The sequence below is a fragment of the Rhizobium sp. P44RR-XXIV genome (assembly GCF_001999485.2).
GTDB lineage: Bacteria > Pseudomonadota > Alphaproteobacteria > Rhizobiales > Rhizobiaceae > Rhizobium.
Window position 1 is genome coordinate 1,645,191 of record NZ_MPVZ02000028.1, and the last position, 12,969, is coordinate 1,658,159.

A 12,969-nucleotide genomic window follows, 5' to 3' on the forward strand; every position below is an offset into this window, starting at 1 on the left:
TAAGCATGACGCGAATGGTTGTCCCCGTTCAAGTCAGTTCTTATAACAGTGTCAGGACAAATCGATGAACGGCTCTGGCAACCCTCAAAAGTTGCTGTGCCGCCGCCCAGAGGGAGACGACACCATGCCGCAGCAGGACGGACAGATTTTCGTGGGCGCCAGCCGCAATCCGGACGAAAGCATCAACAAGGACGAATTCCTGACGCTGAAATTCGGCAACCGCCACGGCCTCGTCACCGGCGCGACCGGCACCGGCAAGACCGTGACATTGCAGGTGTTGGCGGAGGGGTTTTCCAAGGCCGGCGTGCCTGTCTTCTGCGCCGATATCAAGGGCGACCTCTCGGGCATTGCCGCCAAGGGCGAGCCGAAGGATTTCCTTTTGAAGCGTGCCGAGGAAATCGGCCTTAAGCCCTATGAATTCGAGCAGTTTCCGGTGATCTTCTGGGACATCTACGGCGAAAAGGGCCATCGCGTCCGTGCCACCGTCGCCGAGATGGGACCGCTGCTGCTTTCGCGGCTGATGGATGCCTCCGAGGCGCAGGAAGGCGTGCTCAACATCGCCTTCAAGATCGCCGATGAAAATGGCCTGGCGCTGCTCGACTTCAAGGACTTCCAGGCGCTGCTGAACTACATGGGTGAGAATGCCAGCGAGCTTTCCAACAAATACGGCCTGATCTCCAAGACCTCCGTCGGCTCATTGCAGCGATCGCTCTTGGTGCTGGAGCAGCAGGGAGCCGAAAACTTCTTTGGTGAGCCGGCGCTGAAAATCTCCGACATCATGCGCGTCACCAACAACGGTTACGGGCAGGTGTCGGTGCTTGCCGCCGACAAGCTGATGATGAACCCGCGCCTCTACGCCACCTTCCTGCTCTGGCTGCTCTCCGAACTCTTCGAGGAGCTGCCCGAAGTCGGTGACCCTGAAAAGCCAAGGCTGGTTTTCTTCTTCGATGAGGCGCATCTGCTCTTCAACGATGCGCCGAAGGTGCTGATCGAGCGCGTCGAGCAGGTCGTGCGCCTGATCCGCTCCAAGGGTGTCGGCGTCTATTTCGTCACGCAGAACCCGCTCGATGTGCCGGAAACCGTGCTGGCGCAGCTCGGTAACCGCGTGCAGCATGCCCTGCGCGCCTATACGCCGCGCGAGCAGAAGGCAGTGCAGACGGCGGCCGACACGTTCCGCCCCAACCCGGCTTTCAAGACCGCCGATATCATCACCACGCTCGGCACCGGCGAGGCGCTGGTGTCCATGCTCGAAGGCAAGGGTGCGCCGTCGATCGTCGAGCGCACCCTGATCCGGCCGCCGTCCGGGCGCATCGGTCCCCTGACCGATGCCGAACGCCAGGCCGTCATCAACGCCAGCCCGGTTGCCGGCCTCTATGATCAGACCATCGATCGCGAATCTGCCTACGAGATCCTCGCGGCGCGCGCCAGCAAGGCGGCCGATGAGGCAGCAACCAAGGAAGGTGGCTCCAGCACCGGCGGCTGGACGCTCCCCGGCTTCGGCGGCGGCGACAGCAAACCGGCTGCCCGCGGCCGCTCGGCTATCAGCTGCGAGACGATCCTGGAAGCAACGATGAAAAGCATGGCCCGTACGGTCGCCACGCAAGTCGGCCGTGCGCTGGTGCGGGGAATTCTCGGCAGCCTGAAGCGGTAGAAGCTTTACCCTCCCCTTGAGGGGGAGGGTCGGAGCGAAGATCCGGGGCGGGGTGATCTGCGACGATCTCCAGAGGTCCGAAGTCACCCCCACCCGCCGCTTTGCGGCGACCTCCCCCCTCAAGGGGGAGGTGTTATTTTATCGCACCGGTGCGACCAGGGAGAAAAACGCCCCCTGTGGGTCGGTAGCCTGGACGATCCAGCTGCCGCCGGGAACTTCCATGGGGCCATTGACGATCGTGCCACCACCTTCGGTGATCCGAGCGATCGCCGCGTCGATTGCCGGCACATTGATGTAGAAGTTCCAGGCCGGCACCGGCATTTCAGCCGGCTTGGTCATGATGCCGCCGAAGTCGCGGTCGCCGATCTTGAAGATCTTGTATTTGCCCATCGGCCCCATGTCGAAATCGGAACTCGATTCCCAGCCGAACATCTCGCAATAGAAATCGAAAGCCTTCGGGCCGTCACCGGCATAAAGCTCGTGCCATCCGAAATAGCCGGGGGTAGCGGGCGCCGCCGGTTCCCAATCCTGACCCGGCAACGGCGTGAAGAGGCAGAAGGCAGCGCCATAGGGATCGGCAACCACGGCAAAGCGGCCAACACCTGGAATATCGGTCGGCTCGCGGTAAAGCTTGCCGCCCTTGGCAACAACGGTCTTTGCGGCCTCATCGACGTCGGGAACGCCGATATAACCGGTCCAGCAAGGCGGCGTGCCCATGGCTTTTGCTTCCTCGGGCAAAATCATCAACCCGGCGACCGGACCTGCACCGGCACTGAACAGCGTGTAGTCCATGCCGACTTCCGGCATGCCGGCATCGGCTGCATCCCAGCCGACAACCTTGCGGTAGAAAGCCTCTGCTGCCGCCATATCCGACGTCATCAGCTCGTACCAGACAAAATATCCCTTCTCAGCCATCGAATCTCTCTCCCTATTGTAATTGTGGCAGTCGTCTGTATCGGCCTGCGCACGATGTCGGCACAGGCGCATCATCGCCGATAAAAGTGACGGCCGAGCGATGGTCGATCGACCGACCCGTCTGTTACCCGGCAAGCAGGTGCTAGTTTATAACTAGGCACGACGCGCGATAATTCGACCCCTATGTTTCCGCCGCTTAGATCCATCGGGTCCCATCCGCATCAATGGCAGCAGGAATCCGCCTTCGCAGTGTCCTCATATTCGTCATGGCGCCGGACGAAATTCATCGTGCTGCTTTCGTTGCGTCCCTTCGGGGCGCGATCGAGGATCATCAAGGTGCCGATCAACTCTTCCGGGCCACGGGCATAGCTCGAATAGGTGTGGAATACATTGCCGGCATCGTCCTTGTAGAAGGCGCTGAGGCCGGGAAGCTCGTCAAACCCTTCTGCCGAATCCATGGGCGTGAAATTGTAGAAAACCGTCTCGCCGGCGAGCTGCTCCTTCGAGAAGGAGACCTGATAATCGAAGTTGAAGTCGCTGCCGAAGGACGACACCCAGGGGAAACGCCAGCCCATGCGCTTTTTGTAGGCTTCAACCTTCTCGAGCGGGGCGCGGGATGCGGCTATCAACGTAACGTCATGATGGTTGAGATGCGGAAGTGCGCCATCGAGATGATCGGCAAGGAAGGAGCAGCCGGTGCAGCCGGCATCCCAGTCCGGGCCGAGCATGAAATGATAGACGATCAGCTGGTGGCGGCCATCGAAGAGATCGGCAAGCGACTTCTTGCCCGCAGGCGTGTCGAAGGCATAATCCTTGTCCACCTTCACCCATGGCAGAGCCAGGCGCTCGGCATTGACGCGATCGCGCAGATGCGTCGCCTCCTTTTCGCTGGCGAGCAATTGCCGACGGGCCTCCAGCCATACGTCTCTGGAAACGATCTGGTTCATTGTCAGCGCCCTCCTCCGGCGTTCCAACTCCAAAATCTTGACAAATACATTGATATCAATATTATTTAATCATGTCAAACACAGTACAAGTCCCCTTTGAAACCACCCTACTTGTGCGCGACACCTGCCTATGCCTGCATGTGCAGCGTGCCGCACGCGCCCTGGCTCGTCGCTTCGATGAAGCGCTGAGACCGTTTGGACTGACCAACGGCCAGTTTTCCCTGATGATGTCCCTGAATAGACCAATGCCCGCATCCATGGGCTCGGTTACGGCGCTGCTTGCGATGGACCAGACGACGCTGACTGCCGCCCTGAAACCGCTGGAGCGACGCGGATGGGTAAACATCGTGCCCAATCCTAAGGATCGCCGCGCTCGCCTTCTCAGCCTCACACCTTCGGGTCAAGCGGCTCTTGCCGCGGCCGTACCCACGTGGAAGCTGACGCATGCGGCGCTGGAAGAGCGGCTGCCCGATGGCAACGGCGACCGCTTGCGCCGCGATCTGGCAATGCTGCTCTGAAGGCTGTTACGACAGCCGGGGATCGTTGCCGAAATCCTGCCTTTCGAAGCCGATGCGGCGCCTGGGAAATTCGCAGAGTGCCTGAACGCCGGCTCGTGACAGGCGGATGCGCCAGGTTTGGCGTTCCACAGGTTCGCGCGCAGCAAAAGCCTTGGCGGTCAAAAGGGCGATGTTCCTGCCGCCCTGGGGATCCCGCACGGACCGATAGAGGATAGCCTCGCCCCCTCCCGCTCGCGCCGCCTCGGCAAGCGACTGGCATGCTTCGTAGTTGACCGGATCGGTCCACTGCTGCCGGTCACGGTCCAATGGGGGGCTTGTCAAGTCGATTGCCTGTTTAGTGGCGATCGCCGCCGCAAAGGCTGTGTATTCCGCCGCATTACCGGGCAAGGGCGTGTCCGGGGAATCGCGAAAGAACAGCAGCCGATAGAAGCTCATCTCGGCCAGCGCCGTTTCCACCTGCTCTGAGGCATAGAAAACACCGAGCGTGCGGCCCGCACGCCGAAAACGGGAGCCGTGCGGATAGATTGCACCATAGCGAAAGGGCGTCGCCAGCAGATAGTCGAGACCAGCGCATTCCGGCGGCAGGACCGGCTTGCTCTCCTCCAGAAGCGTTTCGAGAAGCGCCTGCTCCTCCAGAGTATCGACCAGCTTCAGCGTCGAGACCTGATGCTGCGATTCCACCAGCCGCCAATAGCGGCCGGAAATAGCGCGCGCCTCAGATGAGAGCGCGGCGGGCGTCCAGATAGGCAAGGACATCTGTCAATCCGGAAATCGAGGTGATCTTGTCTTGGGGTGCTGCGCCAAGGGCGAGATTGTTGTTGCGCAGCCACTGGCGCGCCACGGCCTCGTCGCCGCCAACGATGGCGTCGAGCGAGCGAAACAGGCGGACGAAGAGCACGCCGAGTTCGAAGGGCTTGCTGTCGCGCTCCAGAAGATGATCCTGCCGCTTCATGCGCGAGACCGTAGCCTCCGAAACACCGATGACGGCCGCCAGTATGCGGGCATTCAATCCCAGCCGCTCGGCGGCATTGACCACAGCCTTGGTGATGACAACAGCTTCACCAGGTTTTGCCTGACTCAATATTTGGGTTTTTGCCATAGCCACATCCTTTCCTTGGAAAAGATATAGCATATTTCTTGCAAAGGAAAAGGAGCGGCGAATAAAAAGCTCACCGCTCCCAATCTATTCTTGCCGCCCTTGAGGCAGCACGACTAAGTTCCGTCTTAGGCGACGGTGACAGGCACTTCGGTCGAGGTGCGCATGGCGTGGCTGTAGGGGCACACGATGTGAGCAGCGGCGGCAAGCTTTTCAGCTTCGGCCTTGTCCATACCGGGAATGTGAACCGACAGGGCTACGTCGATGCCGAAACCGCCGCCGTCCTCACGCGGGCCGATGCCGACCGTTACGGTGACCTTGGTGTCTTCCGGAACCTTGACCTTCTGCTGACCTGCGACAAATTTCAAAGCACCGAGGAAGCAGGCGGAATAGCCGGCAGCAAAAAGCTGCTCAGGATTGGTGCCGGTGGCGCCATCGCCGCCAAGTTCCTTCGGAACGGTCAGCGTGACGTCGAGAACGCCATTTTCGGAAACAGCGCGGCCAGCGCGGCCACCCGTGGCAGAAGCTTTGGTGGTGTAGAGAATAGGCATGTCATGTCTCCCTTCGGTTTGGATGATTATTGTATATATCACGATTTAATCGTGCGCAACATATATTTTTTGCAATTTGATTTTGCAAAGTGAATTTGTGACAATGCCGCCAACAAGAAAATGGCGGAGCAGCAATGACAGACAATGTGAATGGGCAAACCATCATCCCGGATGAGGAAAAGCGGCTCGAAAGGCAGCTTTGCTTTGCGGTTTACAGCGCTGCGCATGCTTTTAACCGCGCCTACAAGCCGATCCTCGATCGGGTTGGCCTCACCTATCCGCAATATCTCGTGATGCTCGTCCTATGGGAAAAAGGCAGCCTATCGGTCAAGATCATCGGCGAAAAGCTCGATCTCGATTCTGGCACGCTCTCGCCTCTTCTGAAGCGATTGGAGCAGGCAGGCCTGATCGGCCGCGCACGCGATCCGAGGGATGAGCGTCAGGTGATCGTCTCACTCACGGAAAAGGGCAGCGCCATGCAATGTCAGGTCGACACGATCATGGGCGCCATCGGTCAGGCTACCGGCTGCGACATGACCGAGATCTCCAATTTGCGCGACCAGTTGCGGCGGCTGAAGACCAACCTCGCCGCCGAGTGAGGCCGCGCGCGTTTACCATGTGCCTTTGCGGTAAAAGCGAGGAAATAAAAAAGGGCGCCGCTTTCGGGCGCCCTGCTGTTTTCGTGGTCTTGCGATCTTACGCGGTGACCAGGATCGGTGCGCGCTCGGGAACGCGGTCATAGAGATCGATGACATCCTGATTGAGCAGACGGACGCAGCCTGAGGAAACGGCCTTGCCGATGGAGCGCCATTCCGGATTGCCGTGCAGGCGGTAAAGCGAATCCTGCTTGTCTTCGAAGATGTAGAGCGCGCGGGCGCCGAGCGGGTTCTTCAGGCCAGGATCCATGCCGCCATTGGCGATAGAGAACTTGACGAGCTCCGGCTGGCGGGCGACCATTTCATCCGGCGGGTTCCAGCGCGGCCACTTCTTGCGCCATTGAATGACGCCGCGGCCCTGCCACGCAAAGCCTTCGCGGCCGACGCCGATGCCGTAACGCATCGCCGTGCCACCCTGTTCGGTGACGTACAGCATGCGCTGGGTGGTGTTGACCACGACGCTACCGGGTGCTTCGCCTGTCGGATCGACGACGCGCTGGCGATAGAAGCGCGGATCAATCTGCTGGTAGGGTACGGCCGGAACATGGAAACCGCCGTCGTCCACGGCCGCATAGATCACTGCCGGATCCGGTTGCTCGCCATCATAGCTGGAGAACCAGGTACGGAACGGCCTGGGCGAGCCGGTATATTGCACCGGGCTGACGACAGAGCCGTTTTCGACAGTGGAGGCACAGCCGGCGAGCGTCGTGACGGCGCCGATGCTAGCAAGGGTGAGGAAATTACGTCGGGATAGTGATGGAGGCACGCTCATGTCGACAGCATCGTTCCTATTGAAGGGGAAGCAAGAACCCGAGACAAACAGGCTGATTCGGCTCCCCGGAGGTTCGCAGAGACAGGAGCGAAACTAAAGAGCGCAGCCGCGTCCCGCTATCGCACTTATGCAACATCACGAAAATTTGTGGTAAATTAGCACTACAAAACGACAATTTCGGCTTTGTCCGGCACTCGGTTGTAGAGATCTATCACGTCCTGGTTGAGCATGCGCACACAGCCGGACGAAGCCGCCCTGCCGATCGACTGCCAATCCGGCGTCCCGTGAACACGGTAAAGCGTGTCCTTGCCATTCTGATAGATGTAAAGCGCCCGTGCACCGAGGGGATTGGTCGGCCCCGGATTCATGCCGCCGCGCTCGGCCGACAATGGCCTCATCTGCGGCTCACGGGAAACCATTTCGGCCGGCGGCGTCCAGCGCGGCCATTTCTGCTTCCACTGGATCACGCCTTTGCCATGCCAGGCATAACCTGCGGCACCCAGGCCCACGCCGTAACGCATGGCCTTGCCGCCCGGCTCGATAAGATAGAGGTAGTGGCTTCTGGTATCGACGACGATCGTACCGGGCCGCTCGCTGCTCGTGTAGTCCACTTCCTGACGCAGGAAGCGCGGATCGATGCGCTTGTAGGGAATGGCCGGCAGCGTGAAGTCGTCTTCGCTGCGCTGCGCATACATGGCCTGATGCACCGGATTGAAGGTCGGCAGACCGTAGGTCTGATGGAATTGCGTGCGGAAGAGATCACGAGATTGCGGCACGGGCTGCACGGGCAAGCGATGCACTCTCTGTGGATCGATGCCCTCCGGGCGGTAAAACACCGGCGTCGTGTCCTGCACGAAGCGATCCGGATCGGTCGCACCTGTATCCGGAATGATGCTGCAGGCGGACAAACCAGCCAAGGCGGCTGCGGCAAGCAGGCGACGGGAAACGGGCAGCAGATCGGCCATCATCGAAAACCATTTGGAACACAGATCGGGTCGGCGACATCATGGCGGATGCGGCTGGAGCGAAGCTGGCGTCGGCAGCGAAGATATTGCGCGGATTGACCAAACTTCTGTTTTCCCTCGCGGCATCATGGGCTAGACCATTGCGAGACGGAGGATGGCATGAATATCGACAGTCTCGACCCGAGCATCTTCGACCGGACCGATCGCAAGACCTGGCTGAAGTTGGTGGAACGGGCGCTGAAGGGCAAGGATTTCCAGGAAACGCTGGTATCGCAAACCGACGACGGCATTGCGATCGAACCGCTCTACGAGCGCCGGTCAGACTGCGCGCCTCTATCGCGCAAGCGGGCCGATATCCCCTGGACCCTCACCCAGCGCATGGACGATCCCGATGTGGATCGCGCTCTTCGGCAGCTCGAGGACGATCTTGCCAACGGCGCCAGCGGCATTTGTATCGTCTCCCCTCAATCCGCCTCTGGCTTTGGCACGGGAACCAGCGTCGACACGCCGGCATTTGCCCAGAGAATCGCTGACGCGCTATCCGGCAAGTCCATCTCGCTGCGCCTCGATGGCTTCACCAATGATGCCACGGCGACTTTGAGCACTGCGCTGAAAGCCAACCCACTGACGGTGATACACCTTGGCCTCGACGCTTTTTCAGCAGGTGCCGCGCAAGCCGATATAACGGGCGACATTCGCCGTTTCTCCGAACAAAAGCTGCCCGGCACGATCGTCAACGCAGACGGCCGCGCCGTCCACAATGCCGGCGGAACCGAAGCGCAGGAGCTGGCCGTCATGGCCGCAAGCCTTGCAGGCCATCTGCGCTTGCTGAATGACGCCGGACTTTCGCCGGAAGCAGCGTTGACGGCGGCGAGCCTTTGCCTGTCGGCCGACCAGAATCAGTTCACAACCATGGCCAAGATCCGTGCAGCACGATTGATCTTCGGCCGCATCGCCGAGGTCTGTGGGGTTTCCGATCCCAAGCCAGCGCATCTCTTCGTCGAAACCAGCTATCGCATGCTCACGACGCTCGACCCGGAGACGAACACGCTGCGCAATACAATTGCGGTCTTTGCCGCCGGCACCGGCGGCGCCGACGAGATCGCCGTGCTGCCGCACAGCCTGGCGCATGGCATTCCCGATCCGCTGGCGCGGCGGTTGGCGCGCAACACACAGACGATCCTCATCGCCGAAAGCCATCTTGATCACGTCACAGATCCCGCCGCCGGCGCTGGTGGCATCGAAGCGCTGACCGATGCACTGGCCGAACGGGCGTGGGAAATCTTTACCGGTATCGAGCGCGACGGCGGCTTGGCAAAGGTGATCGCCAGCGGCCAACTGGCGGCGATGGTTGCCGAGGCGTGTGCAAGCCGCAGCGCAAGCCCATTGTTGGATCCACCTTGTTTGCCATGAAGACGGAGCGGCCGGTCGAGATCCTGGGTCCGCTGGGGCCGCTTGCGGGCGGGATGGGGCTGACACCGGTGCGGCTGGATGAGGGAGTGGGGGCATGATCTTGTTTGTCGAATCTGCCGTGCGCGCAGTACCCCCTTCTGTCGCTTTCGCGACATCTCCCCCACAGGGAGATCGTTGGGAGCACGTCGCTCTCTCCACAACAGTATCCAACGCCGTTCCAGCTGGCTGAATACCGATTTGGGGCAAATTCGCGCCACAGGTTACCGATCTCCCCCCTTGTGGGGGAGATGTCACGAAGTGACAGAGGGGGGTAACCCAGGCTCAACATTCACGGAGGTATCGGCTCCATGACCAGAATCCCCGACTTCGCCAATATCCCCTGGACAAAGCCGCAAACCAAGGCGGCGGTGACGGATGCGCTGGTCTGGGATACGCCGGAAGGCATCGCCGTCAAGCGTCGCTATGACGAACGCGATCTCGCCGGCCTGCATTTCCTCGACACTCATCCCGGCGCCGCACCTTTCCTGCGCGGCCCCTACCCGACAATGTATGTCCAGCAACCCTGGACCATTAGGCAGTATGCCGGATTTTCCACGGCCGAGGAGTCCAACGCCTTCTATCGCCGCAACCTCGCGCCGGCCAGAAAGGTCTCTCCGTCGCCTTCGACCTTGCCACCCATCGCGGCTACGACAGCGATCATCCACGTGTGGCGGGCGATGTCGGCATGGCAGGCGTGGCGATCGATTCCATTCTCGACATGCGCCAGCTCTTCGACGGCATACCGCTCGACGAGATGAGCGTCTCCATGACCATGAACGGCGCCGTGCTGCCGGTCATGGCGCTCTATATCGTCGCAGGCGAGGAACAAGGCGTTTCCGAGGACAAGCTGTCGGGCACGATCCAGAACGACATCCTCAAGGAGTTCATGGTCCGCAACACCTACATCTATCCACCACAGCCTTCGATGCGGATCGTTTCGGACATTTTCAGCTATACCAGCCAGCGCATGCCGAAGTTCAACTCGATCTCGATTTCCGGCTATCACATGCAGGAAGCCGGAGCGAGCGCCGATCTGGAACTGGCCTACACGATCGCCGACGGCATAGAATATGCGCGGGCGGGCGTCGCGGCGGGAATGGATATCGACAGTTTCGCGCCTCGCCTCTCCTTCTTCTGGGCCGTCGGCATGAACTTCTTCATGGAAGTCGCCAAGATGCGCGCGGGCCGGCTGATCTGGGCTGCGCTGATGCAGAAGAATTTCGCACCGAAGGACCAGAAATCCCTGGCGCTCAGGACTCACAGCCAAACCTCCGGCTGGTCGCTGACGGCACAGGACCCGATGAACAACATCATCCGCACCATGGTCGAGGCCATGGCGGCGACGCAGGGGCATACACAATCACTCCACACCAATTCCTTCGACGAAGCCTTGGCATTGCCGACCGACCATTCGGCCCGCATCGCCCGCAACACGCAGATCCTGCTGCAGAAGGAATCCGGCACGACAGGCATCATCGACCCCTGGGGCGGTTCGGCCTATGTCGAGCGTCTGACCCATGATCTTGCAGCCCGCGCCCTTTCGCATATCGAGGAGGTCGAAGCGCTCGGCGGCATGGCGAAGGCGATCGAAAAGGGCATTCCGAAGCTTCGCATCGAAGAGGCCTCGGCCCGCACGCAAGCGCGTATCGACAGCGGCCATCAGATCCTCGTCGGCATCAACTTTTCCAAGCCGGAAAAGGATATCGAAGTCGACGTGCTGAAGGTCGACAATTCCGAAGTGCGGGCTCGGCAACTCTCGAAGCTGCAGCAATTGAAGGGCACGCGCGAGACCACCGCGGTGGAAACGGCCCTCGATGCCTTGACGGATGCCGCACGCAACGGCACGGGCAATCTGCTCGACTTTGCCGTGAAGGCGGCACGGGCAAGGGCGACGGTCGGCGAAATTTCGCTGGCGATGGAAAAGGCCTTCGGCCGCCATGTCGCCGTGATCAGGACCATCTCTGGCGTCTATCGTCAGGAAGTCGGCGATGCCGACCCGATCTTCAACAAGGCAGTCGCCGCGGTCGAAGCCTTCCGCAAGGCGCGCGGCGAAAAGCCCCGCATTCTCATCGCCAAGATGGGACAGGACGGCCATGATCGCGGCCAGAAAGTCATCGCAACGGCATTCGCCGATCTCGGCTTCGACGTCATCGTCGGCGCGATGTTCCAGACGCCGGAAGAAGTGGCGGATGTTGCCGTTCGGGAAGGTGTGGATATCCTCGGCGCATCCTCACTTGCGGCTGGCCATCTGACATTGGTGCCGGAATTGAAGGAAGCACTGTTGCGCCGCCATGCCGGCAATGTCCTGATCGCGGTCGGCGGCGTCATCCCGCCCCAGGATTTCTCGGCACTGGAGGCAGCCGGCGCAGACGCGATTTTCCCGCCGGGAACCGTGATCGCGGAAGCAGCAGCGGCATTGATCGAAAGATTGATGGTCTAGCAGCTATTGCCGCTAGACAGCCACGCTCTTGAAGAACTGGATGCTTTGTTCGATCTCGCCCGGCAGGGCTGAATTGTGGCTGCCCGGCACCGTCGCCATCTCTATTTTCACGCCGCTGGCCGTCGCGCGTTTGGCGAGCAGCGCCAGCCGCGAGTCGAAATGGGCTTCCTCCGTACCGTGGAACAGCTTCATCGGGCTTCTGAAGCTGCGCGCATAGCAGAGCGGCGAACGCATCTGGAATTCGCGCGGATTCTTGGTGTTGAACCGGATGTCCTCCGGATAGCGGCTGAAAAAGGCATAGGCATCCGGATTGCCGGAGATCGGCGCCACCGCCCGGAAACGCTTGGTCGACATGGCCGCCAGCATGGCCAGCGTGCCCCCGATGCTATGCCCGGCGAGGAACATGCGATGCGGGTCGACACCGGGCAAATTGCGCAAACGGTTGGAGGCGGCCAGCACATCGGCCACCTCATCGTAAAAGCCGGAGAAATTGCCCTTCTGGCCATTTTCACCCCGCATGGAGGGGATCATGACGACATAGCCGGCCTCGACATAGGGCTTCATCAGCTGCCAATGACCTTGGCCGATGGCATTGCCGCCATGCAGGAAAAGCACGGCCGGTTTCGGCGTACGTGTGCGCACGTAACGGGAGACCCAGGCGACAAGCTCCAACTGGCCACCGAGACCGCTGCGATAGAAGAGCTGGTCGGCGGTTGGCGGCGTCACCAGCGGTTCGTAGATATCCGGCGCCGGCCCCTTGCTGAGCAGATCCGTCTTGAAGAGATAGCGTTCCTTGCGGTAGTCGCCCGACATCAGCGGCGGCGCATCCGCGGCCTTTTCATCACCCCTGGGGACAACCACTGGCTTGCTATCGGCCGGCTTGCTCCCAACCGTGCTGTCATCAGCCGCTCTCACAATATTCGGCGCGAAAAGCGTGACAGCCAGACCGGCCAGAACGCGGCGGCGATTGGGACGGAATATGTTGTCGTCAGACATGGTCATAGGC

The 12,969-nt window shown here is 60.7% G+C and carries 12 protein-coding genes and 1 pseudogene; 5 read left to right on the forward strand and 8 right to left on the reverse strand.

Features of this window, described 5'->3' with window-relative positions:
* Positions 1-124: 124 nt before the first annotated feature.
* The gene (locus BSK43_RS25225; RefSeq protein WP_136687228.1) at positions 125-1,651 is read left to right on the forward strand and encodes a helicase HerA-like C-terminal domain-containing protein; all 1,527 of its coding nucleotides are present in this window, start codon (positions 125-127) and stop codon (positions 1,649-1,651) included.
* A gap of 138 nt (positions 1,652-1,789) precedes the next feature.
* Here the strand turns inward: BSK43_RS25225 and BSK43_RS25230 are convergent, their stop codons facing one another.
* Both BSK43_RS25230 and BSK43_RS25235 read right to left on the reverse strand, forming a co-directional pair.
* Entirely contained in the window at positions 1,790-2,566 is a 777-nt protein-coding gene (locus BSK43_RS25230; protein WP_077471184.1) for a VOC family protein, read from the reverse strand.
* A gap of 221 nt (positions 2,567-2,787) precedes the next feature.
* Positions 2,788-3,513 (reverse strand): thioredoxin family protein, encoded by a 726-nt coding sequence (locus tag BSK43_RS25235; RefSeq protein WP_077471185.1) that lies wholly within the window; start codon positions 3,511-3,513, stop codon positions 2,788-2,790.
* 71 nt (positions 3,514-3,584) lie between these two features.
* Between BSK43_RS25235 and BSK43_RS25240 the strand changes: the two genes are divergently transcribed.
* Complete coding sequence (locus BSK43_RS25240; RefSeq protein ID WP_068385223.1) at positions 3,585-4,031, forward strand: MarR family transcriptional regulator; 447 nt, start codon at positions 3,585-3,587, stop codon at positions 4,029-4,031.
* Positions 4,032-4,037: 6 nt separating this feature from the next.
* Here the strand turns inward: BSK43_RS25240 and BSK43_RS25245 are convergent, their stop codons facing one another.
* The 3 genes from BSK43_RS25245 to BSK43_RS25255 form a co-directional block, all read right to left on the reverse strand.
* Positions 4,038-4,787 (reverse strand): RES family NAD+ phosphorylase, encoded by a 750-nt coding sequence (locus BSK43_RS25245; RefSeq protein ID WP_077471186.1) that lies wholly within the window; start codon positions 4,785-4,787, stop codon positions 4,038-4,040.
* Entirely contained in the window at positions 4,747-5,130 is a 384-nt protein-coding gene (locus tag BSK43_RS25250) for an MbcA/ParS/Xre antitoxin family protein (RefSeq protein WP_077471187.1), read from the reverse strand. The genes BSK43_RS25245 and BSK43_RS25250 overlap by 41 nt, the downstream gene beginning before the upstream one ends.
* 125 nt (positions 5,131-5,255) lie before the next feature.
* On the reverse strand, positions 5,256-5,678 hold the full coding sequence (locus BSK43_RS25255; protein WP_068385214.1) for an organic hydroperoxide resistance protein: 423 nt from the start codon (positions 5,676-5,678) through the stop codon (positions 5,256-5,258).
* 134 nt (positions 5,679-5,812) lie between these two features.
* On the opposite strand from BSK43_RS25255, the gene BSK43_RS25260 reads away from it, so the two are divergent.
* Entirely contained in the window at positions 5,813-6,277 is a 465-nt protein-coding gene (locus BSK43_RS25260; RefSeq protein WP_077471188.1) for a MarR family transcriptional regulator, read from the forward strand.
* Positions 6,278-6,374: 97 nt separating this feature from the next.
* Here the strand turns inward: BSK43_RS25260 and BSK43_RS25265 are convergent, their stop codons facing one another.
* Both BSK43_RS25265 and BSK43_RS25270 read right to left on the reverse strand, forming a co-directional pair.
* Positions 6,375-7,106 (reverse strand): L,D-transpeptidase, encoded by a 732-nt coding sequence (locus BSK43_RS25265; protein ID WP_077471189.1) that lies wholly within the window; start codon positions 7,104-7,106, stop codon positions 6,375-6,377.
* Between the two features lie 161 nt (positions 7,107-7,267).
* Positions 7,268-8,074 carry a L,D-transpeptidase gene (locus BSK43_RS25270; protein ID WP_077471190.1) on the reverse strand — a complete coding sequence of 269 codons (807 nt, stop codon included), beginning with the start codon at positions 8,072-8,074 and terminating at the stop codon, positions 7,268-7,270.
* 156 nt (positions 8,075-8,230) lie between these two features.
* Here BSK43_RS25270 and BSK43_RS25275 point away from each other — a divergent pair, with 156 nt between their 5' ends.
* Entirely contained in the window at positions 8,231-9,484 is a 1,254-nt protein-coding gene (locus BSK43_RS25275; protein WP_246662668.1) for a methylmalonyl-CoA mutase family protein, read from the forward strand.
* Positions 9,485-9,831: 347 nt separating this feature from the next.
* Positions 9,832-11,963, forward strand: a pseudogene (scpA, locus tag BSK43_RS25280) (methylmalonyl-CoA mutase).
* Between the two features lie 12 nt (positions 11,964-11,975).
* On the opposite strand, the gene BSK43_RS25285 reads toward scpA, so the two are convergent.
* Positions 11,976-12,965, reverse strand: coding sequence for an alpha/beta fold hydrolase (locus BSK43_RS25285; protein WP_077471192.1), 990 nt, complete (start codon positions 12,963-12,965; stop codon positions 11,976-11,978).
* Positions 12,966-12,969 lie beyond the last annotated feature (4 nt).

Coding starts and splice junctions, on each gene's coding strand:
- BSK43_RS25270 (WP_077471190.1), bottom strand. CDS start 8,074: ATGATGGCCGATCTGCTGCCCGTTTCCCGTCGCCTGCTTGCCGCAGCC.
- BSK43_RS25225 (WP_136687228.1), top strand. CDS start 125: ATGCCGCAGCAGGACGGACAGATTTTCGTGGGCGCCAGCCGCAATCCG.
- BSK43_RS25265 (WP_077471189.1), bottom strand. CDS start 7,106: ATGAGCGTGCCTCCATCACTATCCCGACGTAATTTCCTCACCCTTGCT.
- BSK43_RS25235 (WP_077471185.1), bottom strand. CDS start 3,513: ATGAACCAGATCGTTTCCAGAGACGTATGGCTGGAGGCCCGTCGGCAA.
- BSK43_RS25230 (WP_077471184.1), bottom strand. CDS start 2,566: ATGGCTGAGAAGGGATATTTTGTCTGGTACGAGCTGATGACGTCGGAT.
- BSK43_RS25255 (WP_068385214.1), bottom strand. CDS start 5,678: ATGCCTATTCTCTACACCACCAAAGCTTCTGCCACGGGTGGCCGCGCT.
- BSK43_RS25245 (WP_077471186.1), bottom strand. CDS start 4,787: ATGTCCTTGCCTATCTGGACGCCCGCCGCGCTCTCATCTGAGGCGCGC.
- BSK43_RS25250 (WP_077471187.1), bottom strand. CDS start 5,130: ATGGCAAAAACCCAAATATTGAGTCAGGCAAAACCTGGTGAAGCTGTT.
- BSK43_RS25285 (WP_077471192.1), bottom strand. CDS start 12,965: ATGACCATGTCTGACGACAACATATTCCGTCCCAATCGCCGCCGCGTT.
- BSK43_RS25275 (WP_246662668.1), top strand. CDS start 8,231: ATGAATATCGACAGTCTCGACCCGAGCATCTTCGACCGGACCGATCGC.
- BSK43_RS25240 (WP_068385223.1), top strand. CDS start 3,585: ATGTCAAACACAGTACAAGTCCCCTTTGAAACCACCCTACTTGTGCGC.
- BSK43_RS25260 (WP_077471188.1), top strand. CDS start 5,813: ATGACAGACAATGTGAATGGGCAAACCATCATCCCGGATGAGGAAAAG.